We start from the raw sequence: 23,416 nt of genomic DNA, 5'->3' as shown, positions 1-23,416 counted from the left end.
TCCTGATAAGGACACTTGTACGTCTTTTACAGGGTCAATGCGATTCGGAAAGATGACCGCGAAACATACGTTCACCGACCATGAACAAAACTGCACATAAAGCAAAACCTGACAGTGTAATCACCCATTCATGCAACGTCGGAGTGTAAGGCAGCAGATGCGGAGCACCAAAGATATTGTACTCATGAAATACTGGAACAATCTGCCCCACGATAACCAGATCATACCGCATAAAGAAAATTCCGATAATACTGGATGCAGAGCCAACGGCGAGAGCTGCAAGATTACGTGCACGCACGGCAAGAATGATAACAAAAGGGATCACCAGGCCAAGGGCAACTTCTCCAATCCAGAAGTTTTTAGCATAAGGGCCATTGACAAGGGACATAATGGCTTCATATTTTCCAGCCGGTTGGCCGGAAATCCCGGAGATAAACTTCCAGGTTGTAAAAAACATGATGACCACATATAAAAGGGCACCGAGTTTCGCAACGGAGTACAGAGAATTTTCGAGCTCTTTACTCATCTTCCAGCCATTGATTTTATATCCAAGGTAATGGAAAAAGATAACCGTTGCGCAGCCAGACATCATGGCCGAGGTTATAAAGTAAATAGGCATATATGGCCCATGCCAGAATTCCCTGGCATTGAGCAACCCAAAAACAGCACCCAGATTGGAATGGGCGGCAACACCTGAAATCACCCCTAGTAAACCAAGGGCTCCGGCCAGTTTGTGTTTTCCAGCCTGCAGCAATGCAAATTCAACCATCATGAAAAAAAGGTAAGCGCCATACAATGTTCCCATCCACCAGATACTGGAAGTGGGGTTGGGAGATATGACATTATAAATCGCCATTCTCCAAGGATTTTCGATTTCAAACGCAATAACGAAAAAACCAGAAATAATAGTGGCAATAGCCAGAAAAACAGACCTCTTTGCAATGGGCTTAAATGCCTCATAGCCAAAGACATGCCCAATTGAAGAAACCAGACACAACCCTGTTGAAGTGACAACAAAAAACACATAGGCGGCCAGTAATAATCCCCAGGGAACTTCGCGCGTTACACCATAGGCATGCTCATGCCCGATCCACATGGCATGCAGGCCAAAAGCAACCCCCAGCAAGGTCCCGAACATGAATATATACAGAAACCCCTTATATACGCCTGATTCCTTTCCAACCAATCCCCCTTCCTGGGGTATTACTTTGGTAAGTATTGATTCCATGATATCGTACTCTCCAGACAAAGTTTTACAATCATTAACCAAGAACGAAACAACCGCTCAAAACGATCAACAAACAGGCATTGATCAATAGAAATCACTTTCTTCTTTAAGCGATTGCAGTACGGGCCTTACTCTTACATCAAACAATGTATGGAGAGCAGCGCCACCTAACCAAACAACGAGAAATACTACAGCTTCCATAATTTCCTCCTATTACAGGCTTCAACACCCAATGTCATCGCATTCATTGGCGGATGAAACACGACGACCCAGTCCCGAACTGACCTTTTCTTCAACAGCTCCCGGCTTACGTACAACACATAACCAGGTTCCATGATATGTTTTGCATTACACCATGGTTCAGAAGAAGACTTTACACATCTGGTCATGGAACTCTACCCGATACCTCCTTACGTAATTCAATTTATATTTATCACTCATCTGAGAACCTCTTAATATTTTAATAGCTGATACACTTACCAAGTGTCAAGAAAAACAAAACTCAATTTTAATATTTTTTATAAATTAATGACTCAAAATAAGCCCAAAATAACTCTTAGTGAAAACCGTAAATAATTATTTCGCATAACGGACAAAGATGAACAAGTTTAATATCACAAAATATCAGACACATGCCACAAAAAAAATCAGCCCACCCACACCAATTCACAAATACTACACAAAAGCAAAATAAGCCCAGCAAACAACTTAACGACTTAAAACGAGCCCAATAGAGCTGTACCAAACACGTATCCCCTGTAAGCTTTCCATCTTAGGGTTACAAAAATACACATCATAATTCATTGAAGACACGCAATTTTCACGATCAACCCCTATCTTACTGACAAAAAGGCACTAATATTGCTTAAATATAACAAAAGAGCAAATCTCAAATAACCATACAACGAGACTGCTTTTCCCCTGCCGGGTGGCGGCCCAGCAGGGGAATTCCCTCCCCAGGCTCTCCCTTCAGTGCATCCAACACTTTTCACATCATTGTTCCTCTCCAGAATTCGTATCATTTGTTTGGCGATTAGCAACGCCTTCAACACTTTACGTTTCCTGTTTTTTGTGTTAGCTCAATGCGGTATGTATCGAGTATAATCGAGATAATATGAGATCGTGTCTCTAGGAAACGTGGTGGCACCCCTCCGAACAGTTGCCTCAGAAGGGGCGTAAAATGCGCCGATCTTATTTACCTCGGGACAAAGTTCTACCACATGCCCACATCACAACCGTAAATAAATGGCGAGCAGGAACGCCAGAGCTAAGTTATCCACGGGATTGAACTGCGCCCAGCCTCATTCTCAAAGAGAACGAGGGTTAAATATTGAGTAACTGAAACACGTCCGTCACCTTATCTTTTACCAGTGAGGAAACGATGCAGCATCTTTATAAAAATCTTTCCATCTGGCTGATCGTCGCCCTGGCGGTCCTCCTTCTTTTTAACTTTCTCAATCAGAACACTCCAGATTATCACACGGTTTCCTACAACGCATTTCTGGAAAAAGTGAACGGTGGATTTGTATCGGAAATCAACCTGACAGACAATGTCGCCACGTGGAAAGGCTCCGATGGCACCACCTATCGGTCCGTCATCCCTCCGCAAATGCCAATTTTGGATAAACTGGTCCAAAATAACATTGCAACCTATGTGGAAAAGAAAAAGGAACCCAGCTGGCTCATGAAAACCATTCTTCAATGGATTCCCTTTCTCGCGCTCATTATGGTATGGCTAATATATATGAGAAGAAACAACAATGCCGGCGGAGGTGGCCCCAGAGCCATGGCATTTGGAAAAAGTCGTGCAAAACTGATAGATCCTGAACAGTCTAAAATAACCCTGGATGACGTTGCGGGTATAGAAGAGGCAAAAGACGAAATTACAGAAATAATCGACTTTCTCAAAAATCCGGAAGTTTTTGCCGAGGCTGGAGCTCGTATTCCCACAGGAGTTCTTCTTTACGGAGAACCGGGTACAGGAAAAACCCTGCTTGCAAAAGCCATTGCCGGTGAAGCCGGGGTTCCATTTTTTTCCATAAGCGGTTCTCACTTTGTAGAAATGTATGTCGGGGTAGGAGCATCCCGCGTACGCGATCTCTTTGCTGAAGGGAAAAAGAAAGCTCCCTGCATCATCTTTATCGATGAAATTGATGCTGTGGGCCGTCACAGAAGTGCTGGTGGCCCAGGAGGTGGTAATGATGAACGGGAACAAACACTCAACCAACTTCTGGTGGAAATGGATGGTTTTGAAGAAAATGATCATGTTATTGTTATTGCAGCCACCAACAGACAGGACATTCTTGACCCTGCTCTTCTCAGGCCAGGACGTTTTGACCGGCAGGTCATGGTTCCCCTTCCCGATGTGGGGGGCAGGGAAAAAATTCTCCAGGTCCATGCCAAAAAAACTAAAATTGATGCCACAGTCAACTGGCACACCATTGCCAAGGGCACCCCGGGTTTTTCAGGAGCCCAACTGGAAAACATGGTGAACGAAGCTGCATTACTCATGGCACGCCTGAAGAAACCGGCCATCACTATGGATATCCTGGAAGCAGCCAAAGATAAAGTGCTCATGGGGGCTGAACGACGCAGCCTTATTATCACAGAACAGGAAAAACGTATTACCGCCTGCCACGAAGCAGGGCACGCACTGGTCGCGTGGATGTTACCCGGCACAGATCCTGTTCATAAGGTGACTATCATCCCCAGGGGAAAAGCGCTTGGCGTTACCATGCAACTTCCTGAAGAGGAACGTAACTCGCAAGACAAGACCTACCTGACGAATATGCTCTGTGTTCTCCTTGGTGGAAGAGTTGCTGAAACTGTAGTGTTCCAGGAAATAACCACTGGAGCAGCCAATGATATCGAACGTGTATCTGATATTGCCCGCCGAATGGTCTGCGAATGGGGGATGAGCAGTACCGTTGGCCCCCTTGCCTTCAAGGCAGGCGACCCACTTAGCGGCCAGCCTGGTCAAATTATGAGTGACGAAACAGCGTTGATGATCGACAAAGAAGTACGCGCCCTCGTAGACAGCGCACAAAATACCGCAACAACCATTCTTACCCAACATCGGCAATTACTTGACGAACTCACCACGGCGCTCATGGAAAAGGAAACCATTTCTCGAGATGAGATCAGCCACCTTGTTCAACAACATCAACACTAACACCATGAAAAACAATCTATTTTCTCTCACTATTCTGCTGCCAATCACCGTATTTGCGATCACGCCAGCCTATGCTGCACCACAGGACCATTCTCAACTTACCGGTCCCTATGCTTCCATATCAGAGGTGACCGCCCAATGTCTTTCCTGCCACAGTAAACAGGGAGAGGAAATTCTCCATAGCTCCCACTGGACATGGACAAGGCAACGAAAGACAGACACTGGGCTTAAAAAATTCAGCAAGAAAAACGGTCTTACAGCTTTTGCGCTTGCCGCTGGAGCTAACCCGAACCAGTGTTTAACATGTCACATCAGCAGCACCCCACTCGAAGAAGATTCCGATACAACAGCTGCAATGAATATTGACTGCCTGATCTGCCATGATACTACCGGCACCTATTCACGCGACAACAGTGCCCAGGAAAACGAACAGGACCTCGCGGTTCTTGCCAGAAAAGCCGGAAAAACAACCATCCAAAATTGTATGAGCTGTCATGGTATAAATGCACGGACCCAAGGAGAAAAAATGCACGGTGGCATTGAAAACGATATCCACCTGCAACCGGATGGAGCTAACCTGACGTGCAATACCTGCCACCCGGCAGATGGGGGCCATGCCTTCCAGAGAACTCTGAAATCAAAACCAGGCATGAGGCAGACAACAGGATGTGCCGTATGCCACACAGAGACTCCCCATATCCAAAAGCAACTCAATGAACATGCGGAAATTATCGCCTGTGGTACCTGTCACATTCCTACATACGGGCAATCAGAGGCAGCTCTTCTCAGCTGGAACTGGCTACAACAGGGAACACCAGATATTTATCAGGCACACGATGGTAGATCCAGCTTGCTGTATTCTTCCCTTGGCGTACTGATGGCAAAGAACTTGAGACCTGTATATTTATGGGACGATGGAGCTGACCAGTATTACCAACGGGGAGAAAAAGTGGAAAGGGATAAGCCGGTAATTCTTCTCGGACCCGGAAAACGGACAATGACATCTAAAATCACCCCCTTCACCGTCACTTTCGGAACCCAGTTTATCGATAAAAAATACCGATATCTTATATCTCCGGTCCTTGAGCAAAACAGTGACCTGCATCCCCTCGCAAGCAACTGGGACGAAGCTGCACAGGAGGGCATGAACAAGCTACGTCTGCCATTCAGCGGTCAAACTGAAATCATTACAACACTTACCTACAGCCGGCTTAACCATGGTGTTGTTCCCATTGAGCAGACCCTTGACTGTATGAGTTGTCATGGTGCAAACAGCCACATGAACTGGCAGCAGTTGGGATACGAATCGGATCCCTGGCACGATGACAATGGTTCTGATGGTGCGAAAATACCAGTAAAAACACAGCCCCCCTCTACGTTTCCTTCAACAGGCATCAACCAGATTCAGGAAACAGTATTACCGGCAGTGAATACTACTGAGCAGCCCTGAATAGGAACATTTAAGCTGTAACCATTCGCACTGAGTAAAGACGCTACATCTGCACAATTTGACTGAGCCGAGCAATGGCCTGGTGTCAGTCAAATTGTGCCAGAGGCAGACGCCGGAGGGGCGACTCGGTCGAGGATGCAGGTGAACGGTGAAAAATATATTTCAACGCCGTTTCCATTGCCAAGGAGGTATGGACTCCTTGGATTGCCAAAGACCTTTGCCCGCTCTCCGCGCTTTCCTTTCCAGTTTTTTGAGATTGTTGCAGTTCACCTTGTCTACACAGTATTTCCCATATACCCAGGCATACCCGTTACGAACCAGGCCTGCATTCACACTCTCCTCATCATTCTGGACCCAGGCAACGGTGCGCCCATAGCGATCTTTATCCATTGGAGTTACAGTCACCTTTTTCCCAAGTATACTGGCTTTAACATACTTTTTGGCAGCAATGCCGTAAGGCTGGTTGTATTCTGGAGCATCTATTCCGTATAATCTCACCTCCACGCGATTTTTACCGTTTTTCACACGAATGGAGTCGCCATCCAAAACCTGATACACATTGCCTGTCCAGGATTTGGCTTCTGACATGCCAACACCAGCCGTACTTCCGGCGCAGGCATAGACAGTAAGAAGAAAAATGCAAAACAAAGAAAATGTCAGGGTTTTTATCCAGCACATTTCCGATAATGGGAACACCCTTACAAAAGATAACATATCAATTTTACGTGATATTTGTTTCAAAACAATCCTCTTTCCTTAAAAGACATCAACCCGTTGTCAAGAAAATGACACAATTTCACTCTACACCTTGTCTTCACAGGTATTTGTGTGGTACTGTTATTTATATTTGACATACTACAACAGAGTACTACTCATATTTTTTCCATTCAGCTTACAAAATCTGGAGATATCCTATATCGTGGATTTCATCGCTGACCAGCCCCTGACCGAGAACGAAGAAAAAACCAGAGATCTCATTTTAACTCTGCCCCTCTTTGATTCTTTTAAAATGGATGAGCTGGATACACTTTCCAAACATATGAATTATATGGAAATTATGCGAGGAAATTACCTTTTCACAGAGGGAGAGAAAGGGGATTATATGTGTTTTGTCGTACGGGGATTACTCGATGTCCTCAAAAAAACAAACACTGGGGATTATCGTGTCGTAGCCAGGCTTGGGAAAGGCAATACCATTGGGGAAATGGCAATCATCGATAAATCTCCCAGGTCGGCCAGTGTTGTTGCCAGGCAACCCACTGTGGTTATTATCCTCACCAAAAAAGGTTTTGATATTCTTACCAAGCAATATCCAGCATTAGGTGTAACCTTATTGAAGAAAATTATGCGGCTCCTCAGTTTGAACATGAGGCGAACCACCAGTAAACTCGCCGATATAACACCAATCTGATCATCTTATGGCAACGGATTCATTTTACGGCATCATTGGTCGAAGTGACTGTATGCAAAGCTTGTTTCATCTCATCGCAAAACTCGCTGAAGATGATTTAAGCACAGTACTCATTCAAGGTGAGTCTGGTACCGGAAAAGAGCTGGTCGCCAAGGCAATCCACAATCACAGTCCCCGCGGGAAAAATAACTTTGTCCCTGTTAACTGTGCCGCTATTCCCGAGGATCTTCTTGAAAGCGAGCTGTTTGGACACACCAAGGGCGCTTTTACAGGTGCCACCGCTTCAAAAATAGGAAGAATAGAATATGCCAATGGCGGTTCTCTATTTCTAGATGAAATTGGCGACATGAAACCCACCCTACAGGCCAAGCTGCTGCGAGTCTTGCAGGAAAGGGAATTTGAACCGGTCGGTGCATTAAAGCCAGTTCCTGTGGATGTGCGTGTAATCGCTGCCACACATAGAAATCTTGAGGAAATGGTTACAGACGGAAAATTCAGAGAAGACCTTTACTACCGCCTCAGTGTTATTCCGGTTTCCATACCACCGCTTCGGGAACGTAAAGAAGACATTCCCCTGCTGGTTGATTATTTCATTCACAGCCTGGGAAAAAAGCGATCCAAAAAACTGCAGGGCTTTGACCTGGCTGCTATGCAGACGCTCACAAATCTCTACTGGAGAGGTAACGTACGAGAGCTGGAGAACCTTGTCCAGCATATGACAATTTTATATAGCGGGCAACGGGTCGGTTACAATGACCTGCCTGAAAAATATCGAAGTGAAGAAGCGGTTGCAGGTAACAATCTAAATGCTTCTCCCAAAAACGGTGAGGCCCAGGATTCAATGACAGCCACTCCGGAACAACTCCCGTTGTTTTCTCCAGCTTCAGGGTCCCAGGTTCAAGATATGTGGCCGGAAGAAGGTATTGATTTTAACGCCATGGTAAACGATTTTGAGACCCAACTCATTGTTCAGGCGCTGAAAATGACCCAGGGAAACAAGAAGGAAGCTGCGCGTATACTCAACCTGAAACGCACAACATTGCTGGAAAAAATAAAGAAAAAAGAGCTTCAGGCCAGTTGGAGCCAGGAAAACTGACCTCGGACAGGTATCAAGCCGCTATTTTACCCAAATTCATTTCTACCTTTGCCTGAACATCCTCAAGCATGCTTGGCGTTACCAAAATATCGTCAGCCCCGTACTTTACGGCCTTGATAACCAATGTCCTTGTCCAGGCTGGTCCTGCAACAATCAAAGGTACCTGATAGCCGGCACTGCTCACCTTAATAGCAACACCAAATCCCTGCTCACTCACCTCTTTCATGATGATGAAGACCAGTCTGATATGAGTATTCAGGTTGCCTGTTACCGAACTTTTATAGGCCAACTCTCTGGGATGATATCCAAGTTGTGAGAGACAGGTTGTCAGGTTACGCCCCTCTTCCGGATCATCGCTGAATATCAATATATCGGGTGGTATATCAGGCTGGCGGAGTGGTTGGGCTGGTTGCGCGGGCCCCGTGGTACCACCTGTTGCCTCAACTTTTTCCTGTGAAACCGACTTTTCTGTGGCAGGAGTCTCTGGAACAGAAGGTGCTTTTTTAGCCTCTTTCTTTACTTCCTCTTCATCAGCTGCAGCCAGGCCTTCCAGATCGAACGCTACAGCTGGAAAAACTGCCACGTAGGTTCCCATTTCCTTTTCGGCAAAGACCACCTCACCACTCGTTGCATAGTAGAGCTGGTTAGGCATTATATCGTCGGAATCAGGATCAACCTTAACAGGAATAAGGGTTTCCATCGTTGTCTTGACAAAACCTATCTTTTTCCGATACTGCTCCTCAAATACAGATGTATATACCCCTGCGATAATATTGGCTATTTCCCCAAACGCGTCCTGAGCATCATCACCAAAAACCTCATTTCGAACAGTTTCATCAAGCTCCTGTTCAGGGAGCATGATCAGCGATCCCCCCATAAAAATTGCCGATGAAACATTCACAAGCAGGTATGCTTCCCCTGTCTTGTCACCACGGATATCCATTCTGGTCAGGGCTTGTTTCCCCTGGGGAATTTCCAGCACCTCCTCTTTAGTATAGATATTATGGGTAACGTTATTGAGTTTTAACTGATCGCCGACAAGGGCTGTAACTTCTTCACCTACCTTATCAGCACACAGTTTGAGCAAACCATCAATAAGTTTCTTTTGCTTCTGAAGGTCTTTTGGAGATTTGGGTTTAGGGGTAGTCGCAGCAGTGGGTTCAGCCGTTGTTTTTTGTGGCGCTTCTTCCTTTTCCTCTGATACGGGCTCTTCAGCAGGAGAAGCCTCGGATTCAAGGGGCTGTGCCGCAGGTTCTTCTGGTACAGCCTCCTCCTGCTCTGGTAAATCGTCTGCAACAGCATCTGCCAGGCCAAGTGGCGCTGCCGCCAATACCAAATGCAGATTTCCCATAGCGTTTCCTGCCATGGACATGGAAAAGGTCGTATGATGATACTGAGCAGGGGGAAAAGGTTGCTCTGAATCAATGTCTACCTTGGTAGGAGTCAAAACCTCCTGCTCTGTACGTACAATCCTGAAACTCTTGGGAAACTGCTCTTCGAATGCTGAAGTAAGTGAGCCTGAAATAATATTGGCTATCTCTCCATAGGAGTCTTGCAACTCTTCTGAATAGTTTTCATCGGTTATGGCCAGTTGTAATTCTGATTCAGGCAGCATGATCAGGGTTCCACCAACACGAATGGCATCCTGAATGGAAACCATGATCGCTCCCTGCCCCTCAATTTCACCCTCAAATTGCAGATGAGCAACAACTGTTTTACCGATCACTTCATCAAAACAAGCCTCCTTGTCGTGTACCGCTGTCACTGGTTGCCCGATGATAATCTCTTTTCCCAAAAGCGCAGACACCTCATCCTGAATTCGCTTTTGACAGGAGTTGATTATTTTATCTAGTCTTTCTCGGGCTTTCATGAAATTGGTCAGCTATCCGGAATTTTTTAGTTCTATTGGACTGAAAATCAGGTTACGACGACAACAGACAGAGCATACATTTCAAACGTAAGACATGCAGAAGCTTTGTGCAAATAAATAGAGCGTTACCTCATGTTTCCTCAACTTTGCCATACCCCACAGTTATCCTTTTTTTAAAGAATCTCTCTTATTTTTTTCGGCAGATTTCCCAATAATCTTTACACAGAAAGAATGCCGAAAAGACTTCCGGCAGGTTGAAGAAATATGACAAAGTCATGCAAGGAAACATACATTGACAGGCCCGTGGGAGCAAGGGGATTCGCTACAGGTTTCATCGCAGGCGCCTGGAAGTGGCATAAGGCGCCTGCGATGTATCCTCACGGGAAAATATAAAGGAAGCCAGCCTGAATTTCCTGGAAATATATCGTGCAATGGGATTGAAGGAACCGGATATGCCGTTGTAGTGAACAATAAGATCATGCCCCTACAAACGATGCTATTTCAGCAAGTTAAAAAAACCTCCTAAAAAGACCGAGTAAACTGAGGGGGGGGTTAAGCAAAGATATATTGCAATTCAACTCCAAACGTACCGGCAGAGGTTGTAAAAGGAACAAGAACTCTGTTGCCTTTACTTAGAGAACTCACCCGTATGGATTTCCCCACAGCTGTTGAAGGTATAGCCAGATCAATTTTTACATTATGATCAGCAAGGCTGACTTTCATTCCACCAGCCACCATGTTTGCGATTTCACCAATGGCATCCTTGACGTCGTCATCCAATTCTTCCACATCCATCCCAAGCATGGATGATGTGATACCCAGCGCAGCCTCTCTTGTGCAGTGTACCGCGACAAGTCCCCGCAGGTCTCCTGCCAGCCCTATCATACTGCTCAAGCTTGTCTGAAATCGAATATCACTGCCAGTTAACGGCTCACCTGGTTCTATATCCATAAATATCATGCTGGCAAAGACATCCTGGGTTGCAGCTATCAGGTACTGCGTGCAGTTTTCTTGTAAAACATGCTCATTACATGACGCATCTGTTTGCATTTTCATGCCTCCAGTTCGACTTCTACATAAAACTCACCTTCAGGTGCTTTAAATTCGAGAATAAGCGTATCAACATCAGCCTGAGAGGCAAAGTTATATTCATCTCCGGAGATGGTTGAAGGCAAAGAAAGCTGGATATCCTTGCCTTTATCAGAAAGGATCGACTTGAGATTACCACCCAGCATATTGGCAATTTCACCAATGGCATCTTCAACGTCTTCAGTAATCGCATCCACTTCAATACCTAGAAAGTTACTAGTAATTGCTGTGGCCACTGCTTTGGGAAGATGTACCGCCAAAAGGCCCTTGTGGATTCCTGCCAGGCCGACCATACCGGTAATGGAATCCTTGAGAGGATTCATTCTGTTCATCACTTGCCCAGTCGGGGCGACCTCCATCATGACCATGCCGGTAAATATTTCAATGGTTGAATCAATTAACTGCTCAGTAACGCCATCAAAGTTGCTCACCCGCTTACCTCCTGGATTGTCCGGCCAACTGGACCAAGTCGACCGGAATCATATTCTTGGATACCGGTACCTCTATTACATAAGAGGGCCAAGTACTTCATTGACCTTGTCCGGGGTAAACGGTTTTTTCAGAGCTCCTACCGCCCCCAGACTCTTAGCCTCTCCGATAATATCATCCCCGGTCTCAGTGGAGATCATGAAAACAGGTATATCTTTAATGGCATCGCGACTAGCTTTTTCACGAAGAAATTCAATGCCGTTCATATTGGGCATATTAATATCACTCAGAACGATATCAACGGACTCTTTTTCCAGAACGTCAAGGGCTTCTGCTCCATCACTAGCCTCAAAGATATCGCCGAACTCCAGTCCAGCCTGTCTCAGAGAGCGGCTGATTATTTTACGCATGGTGCTGGAATCATCAACGAGCAGAACATTCTTTGCCATCCTTCATACCTCCTAAAGGGTTGTATACTTATGCGACTTCGTATTTGTAGTAATGTTGTTTGTATGTAATCGGTTAGAGATCAACGAGTTGAAATCCTTCGTTTCATTAGTTGTATCATATCAATAGAGAATGAAAGAAATCAAATTTTCTTGTTCAAGAATGATTTTTTACATCAGGCTGCATCTTACCCCGGTAAAAAGGCAACTGTAATGTTATTTTGGTCCCTTTCCCCTGCCGGCTCAGCACCTTGATATGTCCTCCTATTTTCTCCACGCTATCCCTGGCTCCAAGCAAACCATTGCCTCTTCCAGAGGCTGAAGCAGTGGTTACTCCCTGGTAAAAAATCAAATCCGCCGCACCATTTCCAGAGGCCAGACATCCATCAATGCTTTTCCGGTCAAGGTGTTTACGGGCAACATCCTGTATGGCATCCAACAGCAACCCAGATCCGTCATCTTCCACACTGATCCAGAGTTCATTGGCCTGATTAAGAAAAGACAACGCCACCTGGCCGGTTATATCCTTACCCTGAGATATCCGCTCCTTCTCAGACTCAATCCCATGCTCGATACTGTTGGCAAGCAGTTCGCAGATAAGAGGAAACGAGTGATACAATACCATTCGATCCATGTCCAGATCTGCCCCGCGAACGACAAAATGAATGCGTTTTCCATGGAGTACAGCAAGGTCGTGTGCTGCCTGCTTAAGCCTCTGAACAATCTGGTCGGGCTGGGCCTTGCACAATTTCTCGCACAATTGTTTCAGTTGCAATAATGCGTCCGGAGCCTGACTGTCAGTAGAATAATGGTTCCATAGTTGCGTCGTTAAAGAAAACAGAGGTGTTGCCACGGTCGAGGGAATCTGGAGTTGCAGGTCCTCTTCCTGTATGCCAACGGATAGAGCAGAGAGCCGTTTCCCATCGGATTCTGTTTCAATGAATGATAATTGATTCTTGATTTCGAGCTGTTTACCGAGAACATGATTCAACTCATCTTCGGAAACAATCCCCATATCTATAAGCAGTTCACCCAGACGACGTGGCCTGTCCTGCAAAATTTCCTGCTTCTGCAACTCCAGCGCTTCATCGACACTCTCCTGAGCAACCAGACCGGCCTGAACGAGTAACTCGCCGATCGGTTTATGCATAAGCCCCTGTATGGCCTGCAAATGCTTTTCAGCATCCTGAATATCGTTGTGTTCCCAGACAGTTAACTGATCAACGCCTGTCCTCAAGGCATCCAGTGTACGAATCAATACACGTTCGGGATACTCACCATAAAAATGTTCCCCTTGAGTAAATCGTTTTAAAGTAGCTTCTACACATTGACAAATTCTTGCTGCTTCCGGAAAACCATAAAGGGAAAAATGGCTGTCTAAACGACCAAAAAGACCAGCCAATATATCCACACGGGATAAATCCAAAGCAATATAATCCCACAATACCAGTTCCTGCTCTACAGTATCCAGCATGGCTGTAATCTCAGACAGGAATGAAGCATTTCCGCCAGACACGTCAAGGCCGCCCTGCCCTTTTTGACCGTCTTTTTCTCTGCTGTCTTCTCTCGGTACGGTGCGCAATAGTTCAAAAGCAAGCTTTTTGCATACTTTCTCCAGCTGGGCATCATTTTCAAAATCAGCGATGGATTTGCTATTTGCCACCAGTACATGACACAGCTCAACCACGAAACCGAGATGAACCAGATTCAGTATAATTTTCCCAGTATCCACCAGATTGAAGACATACTCGAAAGAATCTGCCATATACAGGAGATAAACCAGACCATGCTCCCGGGCGACTGCATGCAGGGTAGATATCAAGTAACGACAATCCTGGACAACTTTCTCCTCAAGTTCATGTCGTTCCGGATCTTCTTTGAGAGCAAGAACAAACGGTTCCAGCTGATACGCCTGGCTATGTATGCCTTGCATATTGAGAGGTAAGGCGGCCCTGTTCCGTATAACCATCCTATATTCTACTGTTGTACCTATTCAGAGTTAGTGCCTGTCCGTAAATGAGGATCTTTGCTCAGGTATAGGAAAGCGTAGATTCCGGGGCATGCGATACAATGTATCGAAGTCATATGGTTGATATCGGAGTCTACGCTTACCTTCGAGGATAATATTTTACGCATAGCGCAAAAATAGGGTTGTTTAAAGACCATGTACGGAGAGGCGCGAGTAATGAGAGCAGACATATTCATCCTGGAAAATTTTCACCTTCCCGGTCATGTTTGACTCTCCTGATGTGATGATTATACGGTGAGGAAAGAATAAAATTCAATTATTTCTCTGTTCTTTACCAGATCTTTCCCAAGACAATAATTCGACACACCAAAACGAAACATGTCAACACTGTCAGAAAATCGTACACGATCATATTGTTAATCATGTAATTTTTGTTGTAAAAATTAGCATCTTCTCAGGCATCAACCGCCATGTAAAAACGGGAATATTTATTGCATAAAATATGACATGATACACTTTATACCCATGCAGATACCTCAAAAACAAACGCGCATCATACTTCTCTGCTCTATGCTGATAGTGTTTCAGACCAGTATATGCAGTGCTGCCCATCTGATCGAATCCATTCACAGGACCGATGAAAACACCAGCCTCCAGATCTATTTTCGGTTCACCACCATGCCTGAATACAAATTGGATCAGAGGGAAAAACGAATCGACCTGATTTTAGACAACACAATAGTATCAAAGAATGTCACCCCATTTCCTCCTGATGATCGCCTTATCAGAATGCTGATTAAACAAAAAGGCGAACAAACTATTTTTTCACTGTTTTTTCGTTACAAACCACAATCAGTGAGGGAAAACACACGACAGGAACCTGCTTCCCTGATGCTTGATATAGTCCTGGGAAACGAATTTTCATCAATGTACCCAGATTTGTCGGACAAACTCCAGGGGATCACGCAACTGGACAGAAACAGTATTGATTACACCAATCCTGTGAATGTCTCTCCATATGCAAATGATTGGCGGTCATTTTTCCAGAACTATGAAACGTCCATATCCATTTCCCCCCCAATAACTTTTACCTTACCGCCATTTCCACTGTACAGTGCGATCAAAGATGAAATGCTCGTGGAAGAATGGTTGCCTGCACCTGTAATTCAACTGGCCGGACAAGGCCAGTGGGGTCAGGTACTCCAGTTACTGCGAGAACGACTGGCAACTGAAAAAGATGAACATAAAAGGGACCTGCTGCTTTTCACCTATGCGGAATCACTGGTACGCTCCGGTGAATATCGAAATCCTCACACCCTGCTGCAACAGATCATACAGCGTCATCCTGATACAGCCATGGCAGACCTGGCCAATTTTCTCTTTGTGTATTTACGCAACATACATGAACCGGATTTTCTGGGGTTTTACGAACTGGAACAAGCCATAGCGCCACTGGCAAAAACCACCCCCTATGCCTCTTATTTCACGTTGCTGCTGGGAGAAGCAGCCATGGATATCGGCAGACCTGACGAGGCTCAAAAGTTACTCACCAGAGACGATATCGCCTTTTACACCAGAGCGAATGCGATCAGAAGGATGCGACTGGGTGACATACGCTATATCCAAGACCAGAAAATCAAGGCGCTGGTATCCTATCTACAGCTCAATGAGCAATCTGACATCATAAATGAATACCCTGAATCTCTCAGTAAATTCAGCGACCTGCTATATAATCAAAAAAAATACAAACAAGCTGTTGCGGCATATGTCAGACTCAGTGAGCTACTTGACGAAAAACCCCAGCACGACCTGGTGCTTTTCCGCCTGATTATGAGCAGGATGCATAATGGAACCTCTCTGAAAGAAACGGAAAACTCACTTCAGCAACTTCGCGAGGCATTTGCAGACACAGAAGGAGGGTACCGTGCCACCATGAAGCAGGCTGACCTGGATTACCTGAACACAACGGCCGGTTCTGAAGAAACAATTTCAAAATTCACACAACTGGGCAGCGTTGCCAATACGGTGGCTCTGCGTGAAGAGGCGTATTTCAAAACAGCACTTGTCAATCACCTTGAGGGAAATAAAGAATTGAGTATACACCAGTGTATGCGCCTTCTTCGTGAATTCCAGGCCGGCAATCTGAAAACAGAAGCCCAGGCACTGATTATTCAACAACTGGAAGATGTTATTGCAGATCAGGTTGCTCATAAACGCTATACCGACGCACTGGTCCTTGCCCAGCAGAATCGAAACCTGTTTATCCGCGGCTGGATCTCGAGAAATATGCTCTATAATCTCGCAACAGCCTATACAAACCTCGGTTTTTTTGACCGGGCTGCAAGAACCTACCAGTATCTCTTTGATGTATCCTCAGGCTCTGAGCAGGAACAGGTTTACCTGCCCCTGCTGCAATCACTCTACTTCGACGGTCAGTACAAAACCATTGAAGACTACGCTGACAGATTCAGCTTTCGCTACCCCAACTCCGCTCTGCGGCCTCCGGTATTTCTTCTCCAACTCAAGGCGCTGGTTTCCCAGGGGAAAGCAACACAGGCTGAGGCACTGCTCGACACGGACAACAGGCCAACATCCGATGAAATAGAAGATTACGCCGTGCAGGTTTACTTTAATCTTGGAAGGTGGCCTGAAGTTATTCATGGCTTAACGGAAACCTCTCTCTCCTCGCAAGTGGAAACAGATAGAGCAAAAGCCTTTATGCTTGCAGAAGCCTACTACCAGAGTGGCCAACCACAAGCAGCTGAAATTTTTTTTCTTCTGGTCGTAAACGGTGAAGAACAGAACGATCAGGCCAGATTCCGCCTGGCACAAATTGCCCAGGCTGACGGCAAGCGGGAAGAAGCTCTAAAAATGTTTCAGGAAATTGCCGAAACAGGAACAAGCCCCTTATGGAAAAAACTTGCAATTGAGGAAGTGGCGATCATGCAGCTTAAAAAGAAGTAATAACCGTCTACCAGCAGCCAATTTACCTGAAATACACGGCGAGGAAAAAGCATGACAGATATACGCCAGACAGACACCTCCATCGAACTACTCAGCAAGGTACTGGACTTACGAGCTAAAAACCAGCAGGTTATCAGCTCTAACCTGGCCAATGCTGAAACTCCTGGATATTCTGCCAAAACCTTTAGTTTTGAAGATCAATTACGAAGCGCCCTGACAGAAGGTGATATGAAACCGGTAACCAGCCACCCTAAACATATCCCCCTGGCTCCTTCCAGCCTGTCACAGGTTCAAGGCACGTTGTCAACAACCAGAGACAACACAGGTATTGGAGATGAAAACAGTGTCAGCGTTGACCAGGAAATGGTTAAATTGTCAACCAATGAGTTGCTCTATGAAACCGCTATTACCATGTTGAAAAAGAAATTATCATTCATTAAATACACGTTAAGTACTGGCGCATAATTTGCATAAAAGAAGCAAATCTTGAAAAGGGAGCCCCATGAACATATTTACGACTTTTGACATTGCAGCATCAGGATTAAGCGCCCAGCGAACCAGATTGAACACTATCAGTGCCAATCTTGCCAATGCAGAAACCACATCGACACCAGAAGGTGGACCGTACAAAAAAAAATCTGTTGTTTTTCAGTCAGAACCGGTCTCTTTTAAAAACCAGCTCAACACGGTGATGAACCGACATGCAGAAGGTGTTAAGGTTGCCAAAATTATCGAGGACAATGATCCACCTCAACAGATATACAATCCATCTCACCCCGATGCCGATGAAAACGGCTACGTGGCCATGCCAAATGTCAATGTATTAAAAGAGATGGTGGATATGATGTCAGCTACCCGCTCGTATGAAGCGAATACGACAGCCATCAAATCAGCCAAACGAATGGCACTTAAGGCACTGGATATAGGGAGCTAATTAGCCTATGCAAATTCAAAACCTTCCCCCTCTGCCTCTTTCGCAGAGTCAGAACGAAAAACAGGTATCACCGGCAACCCAGGCAGCAGGAACCTTCCAGGATATGCTCGGCAATCTGGTCAGCGACGTGAGCAACCAGGAACAGCAGGCTGATCATGCAATACAGAAGCTGCATACCGGAGAGGAAAAGAACCTGCATGAAGCCATGATCCTCATGGAGCAGGCTGACATAAGCCTGCGTTATCTGGTCCAGGTCCGCAACAAGGCTCTTGACGCCTATCAGACAATCATGCAAATGCAGGTGTAGGCATAATCCATGGCTGAAGAAACTACGGCAAACGAGACGCCTCAACAAAGCGGATGGCAAAACTTTGTCTCCTCCATTAAGGCGTGGCCCTTACCTAGAAAAATTGCCCTCGGTGCAGTTGCTGCGATTTCCATAGCACTGTTTGCGTTCATAATACTCCAGGCACGTTCAGCGAATTACCAATTACTGTACGGTAGCCTCAGTGAAGCGGATGCAGGAGCAATGGTTGAGTGGCTCAAAGGGCAGAACATCCCTTTCCAACTTGCCAATAACGGGAAAAACATCCTTATTCCCAGTGAACTGGTTCACGAAACCAGGCTGGGCCTCGCCTCGTCTGGATTGCCCCAAGGGGGAGGTATCGGATTTGAAATATTTGACAAGCAGTCTTTTGCCCTGACCGACTTTGTACAGAAGGTCAACTATGTCAGAGCACTCCAGGGAGAGCTGGCCAGGACAATCACCAGCCTGGGACCAGTTGAAAACGCAAGAGTTCACCTGGTTCTACCGGAAAAGCGATTATTCAAAAATCAGCAGAAGCCCTCCACAGCCTCGGTAACCATTAAGCTTCTGCCAGGTAGAAGACTAGGAGAATCACAGGTTAACGGTATTGTGCACCTGGTTTCAAGTTCCATAGAAGGATTAACCCAGGAAAACGTAACCGTTATCGATCAAAACGGTAATGTTCTTACCCGTCCCGCTGACAGCGGACTCCTGGGTAATCTGTCTCCTGACATGCTCCAGTTTCAACTCCAGGTCGAACAGCACCTTGAAGAGCGTGCCCAGGCACTTCTGGATAAAGCTTTGGGTCAGACAAACGCCATGGTGCGGGTAACCGCAACGCTGGATTTCGCCCAGACAGAAAAGACCGAAGAAATTTTTGACCCGGAAGAGCCGATCATCCGCAGTGAACAACTGGTTGAAGAGAAATCCGGATCTGAAATCGTAGGAGGAATCCCGGGGGTACAATCAAATCTGCAGGGAAACACCACACAGGCCGCTGGCGCCACGCCCCCTTCATCCCGTTCACAGCGAACAACCAACTATGAAATCAGCAAGGTCATCTCAAAGACCATAAACCCGGTGGGTACTGTGCAGAAAATTTCGGTGTCTGTGCTGGTTGCCGATAAAGTGACACCAGCAGCAGAGGATGCACCGGAAAAGATTGAACCCAGGTCAGAAGCGGAGCTTGCTGCTGTGGAAAAAATGATTTCTTCAGCCCTGGGCATTGATCCGACCAGGGGAGATACCATTGAAGTGACATCCATGCCTTTCATGGCACCGACAGATTTTGCTGACACCCAAAGCCAGGTGGCATCAACCCTGTATCAGTATATGCCGGTTATCCGCTGGGTACTGCTTTTTCTCGCAGGCTTGATCGTGTATTTTCTACTGATCCGGCCAGTTATCAAAACCCTGCAGGGTGAAGCTGAAGAGAAGCACATGAAAACCGTCGAAGAGATGGAAGCCGAGCAGGAAGAAAAGGCCAGGCTTACTGAAGAGCAGGAGTTGGAAGAACTCATACTCAAAGATCCTGTTCTCAGGGTTCGCAGAGCCATTGATCAAAACCCGGTTTTCAGTGCACATATCCTGAAAAACTGGATTCACGAACGCTGATCAGCCTCAGGAGACTTGACTATTCCCTCCTGTTTGTGGCAGCCTGAATGAGGAAAACCTGCCGGAACGTCTGAACGTTCGGAAAAGGTGCAGATGAAATGCCTGCAAGCCCAGGTGCTGATTTTTCACCTGTTCAGGAACATATTAAACAAGGAAGTTACACGAACCATTTATGGCTGCAGCAGAAAAACAACTCGACGGGGTAGCGAAAGCTGCCATACTTCTCATGTGTTTGGGAGAGGATACAGCGTCAAAAATAATGCGGGAAATGACCGATGAAGAGGTTTTCAGAATCACACGATATATGTCCACGGTTGAACATATTCCAGAACACGTAAAATTACGTGTTCTGGAAGACTTTGAACTGGCAACGGAATCACAGGCGGGCCTGGTGGTGAGAGGACAGGACTTTGCCAAAAAAACCATAGCCAGCTCCGGTGACGAAAACCGGGTATCCAACCTGATGAGACAATTTATATCAGGCACCGAAGGACGCCCCCTGGAAACGGTTGCCAAAATGCAGCCAGCCATGGTCGCGGGACTTCTGGAACGTGAACACCCCCAAACGGTTGCCCTGGTTCTCTCCACGCAAACTCCTGAACATTCCAGCGCAATCCTGGCCTTTCTTCCTGAAGAAATCCGGGCTGATGTCATCTATCGTATAGCCACCCTGGACACTGTATCTCCCAATGTCATTGATCGTATCGAAGATGCACTGAATAAAGAAATCGGTGTAGTGGTGGGAGAACAGGATCAAAGGCAGGTCGGTGGAATAAGCAAGGTTGTTGATATTCTGGATAACATGACAGACAACCTGGATTCCGACATCCTCGACAACCTGGAAGAAGTGGATCCTGACATGGTTGAAGATATCCGCAAACTGATGTTTACGTTTGAGGATCTCTGCGCCCTGGATGGACGGTCCATGCAGATGATCCTTCGTGAAGTCAACAATGATTCCCTCACCATGGCTCTGAAAACCGCATCTGATGAACTGAAAGAAAAGATTTTCTCCAACATGTCAGCTCGCGCAGCAGATATGATCAAAGACGATCTTGAAGCCATGGGTCCGGTTCGCCTCTCTGAAGTTGAAGCAATGCAACAGACCATAGTCAAAATTGCCATGAAGCTCGAAGAAGAAGGCAAATTGGTTCTTGGTCGGGGTGGCGGCGATGAGCTCGTCTAAAATTTTTCCCAAAGACGATTTTTTCCAACCTACCAATCTGGTTCAGGAAGAAATAGCTGCGATGTTTCCCGAAGAAATGGAGGGTGAGCAGCCCGCCATCATTGAAGAGGCTGAGCCATCCCTGACTGAGGGTTTTACAGAAGAATTCGAAGAAACCGATACTGGTTCTCCTCAGGTCTCTGAACCACTTGAAACAGCAGATCCTCCCTCACTCTCTGTGGAGGAGGAACCGGCTGCTCCCCCCATTGACGTAGAGGCCATAAAGGAAGAGGCCTATAACCAGGGAGTGGCTGATGCCATGCAGCAATGTCACAATCAATTTGATACAACCCTGCAGGCACTGGAGCTGGCCAGTCAAAAAATCGACACCCTTCGTTCAAAGATCCTTGTTCAATGCAGAGAAGAAATTATCAACACGACCATCCAACTGACTCACAAAATTGTAGCCCAGGAAATTGCAACCGGCAGAGATCTCATTGCACACACCGTAGAGATGGCGATAGATAAAGCCATAGAGAGTGATGAATTCGTTATTCGACTGCATCCCGACGACCTGCAGACTGTTGAAGAGATGCGGCCAGAGCTTTTAAATAAGATGAGCAGCCTAAACCATATTTTGATTAAAAAAGACAACACCATTGAACGGGGAGGATGCATACTTGACTCAAAAACCTGCCTGGTCGATGCCACAGTTGCAGCACAACTGGAAAAGGCAAAGCAATTCCTTCTCGAACATACTGCGCCGATTACCGAGCCAGTGGATGACACTACGGAAAGCAGCCAGTAGCCCACATTTCCGGAGAGAGTGGATATACCGCTTAGTTCAACCTGCACCTGAACGATGTCTACCGAGGTTTAAGAGCAATGATTTTACCTGCACCTGCCACCATTGACAGCTTCTCGACCATAGATGTGTATGGAAAGGTCACGCGTATAGTCGGGCTTGTCATAGAGGGCACCTGTGCAGCTTCATCCATTGGTTCACTCTGTGAAATTTATCCACTTCAGGGTGAAACCGCACCAATAGCCGCAGAAATCGTAGGGTACAATAACAATCAGGCCCAGCTTATGCCCCTGGGAGAAGTACGCGGCCTGGGACCGGGTTCGCTTATATGTGTCAAAACACAACTAGCTACCATCAAGGTCGGCAACGAACTCCTGGGGCGCGTCATAGACGGCATGGGAATGCCTGTGGACAATGGGCCTCCCCTGCATCTACCCGACGAACAGCCATTATACGCCCTCCCTCCGAGCCCGATGCTGCGTGACAATATTAACACGCCCCTTGATCTCGGTATTCGCGCAATCAACGGCATGATCACCTGTGGTGTGGGCCAACGCATGGGTATCATGGCCGGATCAGGTGTGGGGAAAAGTGTGCTCCTTGGCATGATGGCAAAATATGCCCGTGCAGATATCAATATCATCGCCCTGATCGGCGAACGTGGACGTGAAGTTCGCGAATTCATCGAACGTGACCTTGGCAAGGAAGGCCTGGCCCGCTCAGTAATTATTGCAGTGACTTCAGACCAACCTCCCCTTCTGAGAATGCGTGGGGCGTATCTGGCCACGGCCATAGCTGAATATTTCTGTGCACAAAAACACAATGTTCTGTTGATGATGGATTCCGTAACCCGGTTTGCCATGGCCATGAGAGAGATAGGTCTTGCCATCGGAGAACCGCCTACCACCAAAGGGTACACGCCCTCGGTTTTCGCCACCCTGCCCAAACTGCTTGAACGCGCAGGAAAATTTAAAAACCAGGGCTCAATTACCGGGCTCTATACTGTACTTGTAGATGGGGATGACCTTACAGAGCCGGTGGCTGATGCGGTTCGCTCCATTCTTGATGGTCATATTGTTCTTTCCAGGGCCATTGCAGCAAAAAACCATTATCCTGCCATTGATGTCATGATGTCCACAAGTCGCGTCATGCGTGATATCGTCAGCCCCAGACACCTGGAATTGGCTGGCCGCACTCGCAGTGTCATGGCCGTCTACAGAGAATCCGAAGACCTGATTAATATTGGGGCCTACGCTGCAGGAAGCAATCCTGAAATTGATTATGCCATCAACCGCATAGACGCTATCAATGCATTTCTTACCCAACGCATGGATGAAGCTTCATCTCTGGATGAATCCCTGGCTGCCATGGGATCCCTTGTCAGCGATCGTCAGGGACCAGACCGGCGCAGACCGGGAAGGCGGTCTGTGGACCGACGAAAACAGGGTCAGTAAAAGCAGTTAGCCC

18 protein-coding genes and 1 pseudogene are annotated in these 23,416 nt (G+C 46.5%); 12 read left to right on the top strand and 7 right to left on the bottom strand.

The window, feature by feature from the left end:
- Positions 1-34: 34 nt before the first annotated feature.
- A complete protein-coding gene (nrfD, locus tag G493_RS0104250) occupies positions 35-1,228 on the bottom strand; it encodes an NrfD/PsrC family molybdoenzyme membrane anchor subunit (protein WP_028579386.1) in 1,194 nt (397 codons plus the stop codon).
- A gap of 1,381 nt (positions 1,229-2,609) precedes the next feature.
- Between nrfD and ftsH the strand changes: the two genes are divergently transcribed.
- Positions 2,610-4,400 (top strand): ATP-dependent zinc metalloprotease FtsH, encoded by a 1,791-nt coding sequence (gene ftsH, locus G493_RS0104240; protein ID WP_028579385.1) that lies wholly within the window; start codon positions 2,610-2,612, stop codon positions 4,398-4,400.
- Complete coding sequence (locus tag G493_RS0104235; protein WP_028579384.1) at positions 4,363-5,850, top strand: multiheme c-type cytochrome; 1,488 nt, start codon at positions 4,363-4,365, stop codon at positions 5,848-5,850. Before ftsH ends, G493_RS0104235 begins: the two co-directional genes overlap by 38 nt.
- Before the next feature lie 162 nt (positions 5,851-6,012).
- Here the strand turns inward: G493_RS0104235 and G493_RS0104230 are convergent, their stop codons facing one another.
- Complete coding sequence (locus tag G493_RS0104230; RefSeq protein ID WP_161629788.1) at positions 6,013-6,438, bottom strand: thermonuclease family protein; 426 nt, start codon at positions 6,436-6,438, stop codon at positions 6,013-6,015.
- 331 nt (positions 6,439-6,769) lie between these two features.
- Here G493_RS0104230 and G493_RS0104225 point away from each other — a divergent pair, with 331 nt between their 5' ends.
- Both G493_RS0104225 and G493_RS34615 read left to right on the top strand, forming a co-directional pair.
- Complete coding sequence (locus tag G493_RS0104225) at positions 6,770-7,261, top strand: cyclic nucleotide-binding domain-containing protein (RefSeq protein ID WP_232363711.1); 492 nt, start codon at positions 6,770-6,772, stop codon at positions 7,259-7,261.
- Positions 7,262-7,292: 31 nt separating this feature from the next.
- Positions 7,293-8,330 (top strand): annotated as a pseudogene (locus tag G493_RS34615) (sigma-54 interaction domain-containing protein); the annotation flags it as partial.
- A 40-nt stretch (positions 8,331-8,370) separates the two neighbouring features.
- On the opposite strand, the gene G493_RS0104215 reads toward G493_RS34615, so the two are convergent.
- From G493_RS0104215 to G493_RS0104190, 5 genes are all read right to left on the bottom strand, one after another.
- Positions 8,371-10,227, bottom strand: coding sequence for a hypothetical protein (locus tag G493_RS0104215; RefSeq protein ID WP_028579380.1), 1,857 nt, complete (start codon positions 10,225-10,227; stop codon positions 8,371-8,373).
- 552 nt (positions 10,228-10,779) lie between these two features.
- Positions 10,780-11,277: a chemotaxis protein CheX gene (locus G493_RS0104205; RefSeq protein ID WP_051308999.1), complete on the bottom strand. Its 498-nt coding sequence runs from the start codon at positions 11,275-11,277 to the stop codon at positions 10,780-10,782.
- 2 nt (positions 11,278-11,279) lie between these two features.
- Positions 11,280-11,747 (bottom strand): chemotaxis protein CheX, encoded by a 468-nt coding sequence (locus G493_RS0104200; RefSeq protein ID WP_028579377.1) that lies wholly within the window; start codon positions 11,745-11,747, stop codon positions 11,280-11,282.
- Between the two features lie 75 nt (positions 11,748-11,822).
- Positions 11,823-12,194, bottom strand: a complete 372-nt coding sequence (locus tag G493_RS0104195; protein WP_028579376.1) for a response regulator — start codon at positions 12,192-12,194, stop codon at positions 11,823-11,825.
- Between the two features lie 154 nt (positions 12,195-12,348).
- Positions 12,349-14,160, bottom strand: a complete 1,812-nt coding sequence (locus G493_RS0104190; protein ID WP_028579375.1) for an ATP-binding protein — start codon at positions 14,158-14,160, stop codon at positions 12,349-12,351.
- Positions 14,161-14,667: 507 nt separating this feature from the next.
- Here G493_RS0104190 and G493_RS0104185 point away from each other — a divergent pair.
- From G493_RS0104185 to G493_RS0104150, 8 genes are all read left to right on the top strand, one after another.
- Complete coding sequence (locus G493_RS0104185; protein ID WP_028579374.1) at positions 14,668-17,124, top strand: hypothetical protein; 2,457 nt, start codon at positions 14,668-14,670, stop codon at positions 17,122-17,124.
- A 51-nt stretch (positions 17,125-17,175) separates the two neighbouring features.
- The gene (gene flgB, locus G493_RS0104180; protein WP_028579373.1) at positions 17,176-17,589 is read left to right on the top strand and encodes a flagellar basal body rod protein FlgB; all 414 of its coding nucleotides are present in this window, start codon (positions 17,176-17,178) and stop codon (positions 17,587-17,589) included.
- Positions 17,590-17,626: 37 nt separating this feature from the next.
- Positions 17,627-18,058: a flagellar basal body rod protein FlgC gene (gene flgC, locus G493_RS0104175; protein WP_028579372.1), complete on the top strand. Its 432-nt coding sequence runs from the start codon at positions 17,627-17,629 to the stop codon at positions 18,056-18,058.
- Between the two features lie 7 nt (positions 18,059-18,065).
- Positions 18,066-18,365: a flagellar hook-basal body complex protein FliE gene (fliE, locus tag G493_RS0104170; RefSeq protein WP_028579371.1), complete on the top strand. Its 300-nt coding sequence runs from the start codon at positions 18,066-18,068 to the stop codon at positions 18,363-18,365.
- 9 nt (positions 18,366-18,374) lie between these two features.
- Positions 18,375-19,979 (top strand): flagellar basal-body MS-ring/collar protein FliF, encoded by a 1,605-nt coding sequence (gene fliF / locus G493_RS0104165; protein WP_028579370.1) that lies wholly within the window; start codon positions 18,375-18,377, stop codon positions 19,977-19,979.
- 172 nt (positions 19,980-20,151) lie between these two features.
- Complete coding sequence (gene fliG / locus G493_RS0104160; protein WP_028579369.1) at positions 20,152-21,165, top strand: flagellar motor switch protein FliG; 1,014 nt, start codon at positions 20,152-20,154, stop codon at positions 21,163-21,165.
- Positions 21,152-21,952 carry a FliH/SctL family protein gene (locus tag G493_RS0104155; RefSeq protein WP_028579368.1) on the top strand — a complete coding sequence of 267 codons (801 nt, stop codon included), beginning with the start codon at positions 21,152-21,154 and terminating at the stop codon, positions 21,950-21,952. Before fliG ends, G493_RS0104155 begins: the two co-directional genes overlap by 14 nt.
- Before the next feature lie 77 nt (positions 21,953-22,029).
- On the top strand, positions 22,030-23,403 hold the full coding sequence (locus G493_RS0104150; protein WP_035273520.1) for a FliI/YscN family ATPase: 1,374 nt from the start codon (positions 22,030-22,032) through the stop codon (positions 23,401-23,403).
- Positions 23,404-23,416: the final 13 nt, after the last annotated feature.

Source organism: Desulfogranum japonicum DSM 18378 (assembly GCF_000429945.1).
Classification (GTDB): domain Bacteria; phylum Desulfobacterota; class Desulfobulbia; order Desulfobulbales; family Desulfobulbaceae; genus Desulfogranum; species Desulfogranum japonicum.
The sequence above is the reverse complement of the archived record's forward strand: the minus strand, read 5'-3'. Positions and strand labels throughout refer to the sequence as shown.

Excerpts from the sequence above, each read along its gene's own strand:
- nrfD (WP_028579386.1), bottom strand. The coding sequence starts at position 1,228 with ATGGAATCAATACTTACCAAAGTAATACCCCAGGAAGGGGGATTGGTT.
- ftsH (WP_028579385.1), top strand. The coding sequence starts at position 2,610 with ATGCAGCATCTTTATAAAAATCTTTCCATCTGGCTGATCGTCGCCCTG.
- G493_RS0104235 (WP_028579384.1), top strand. The coding sequence starts at position 4,363 with ATGAGATCAGCCACCTTGTTCAACAACATCAACACTAACACCATGAAA.
- G493_RS0104230 (WP_161629788.1), bottom strand. The coding sequence starts at position 6,438 with ATGTCAGAAGCCAAATCCTGGACAGGCAATGTGTATCAGGTTTTGGAT.
- G493_RS0104215 (WP_028579380.1), bottom strand. The coding sequence starts at position 10,227 with ATGAAAGCCCGAGAAAGACTAGATAAAATAATCAACTCCTGTCAAAAG.
- G493_RS0104205 (WP_051308999.1), bottom strand. The coding sequence starts at position 11,277 with ATGCAAACAGATGCGTCATGTAATGAGCATGTTTTACAAGAAAACTGC.
- G493_RS0104195 (WP_028579376.1), bottom strand. The coding sequence starts at position 12,194 with ATGGCAAAGAATGTTCTGCTCGTTGATGATTCCAGCACCATGCGTAAA.
- G493_RS0104190 (WP_028579375.1), bottom strand. The coding sequence starts at position 14,160 with ATGGTTATACGGAACAGGGCCGCCTTACCTCTCAATATGCAAGGCATA.
- G493_RS0104185 (WP_028579374.1), top strand. The coding sequence starts at position 14,668 with ATGATACACTTTATACCCATGCAGATACCTCAAAAACAAACGCGCATC.
- flgB (WP_028579373.1), top strand. The coding sequence starts at position 17,176 with ATGACAGATATACGCCAGACAGACACCTCCATCGAACTACTCAGCAAG.
- flgC (WP_028579372.1), top strand. The coding sequence starts at position 17,627 with ATGAACATATTTACGACTTTTGACATTGCAGCATCAGGATTAAGCGCC.
- fliE (WP_028579371.1), top strand. The coding sequence starts at position 18,066 with ATGCAAATTCAAAACCTTCCCCCTCTGCCTCTTTCGCAGAGTCAGAAC.
- fliF (WP_028579370.1), top strand. The coding sequence starts at position 18,375 with ATGGCTGAAGAAACTACGGCAAACGAGACGCCTCAACAAAGCGGATGG.
- fliG (WP_028579369.1), top strand. The coding sequence starts at position 20,152 with ATGGCTGCAGCAGAAAAACAACTCGACGGGGTAGCGAAAGCTGCCATA.
- G493_RS0104155 (WP_028579368.1), top strand. The coding sequence starts at position 21,152 with ATGAGCTCGTCTAAAATTTTTCCCAAAGACGATTTTTTCCAACCTACC.
- G493_RS0104150 (WP_035273520.1), top strand. The coding sequence starts at position 22,030 with ATGATTTTACCTGCACCTGCCACCATTGACAGCTTCTCGACCATAGAT.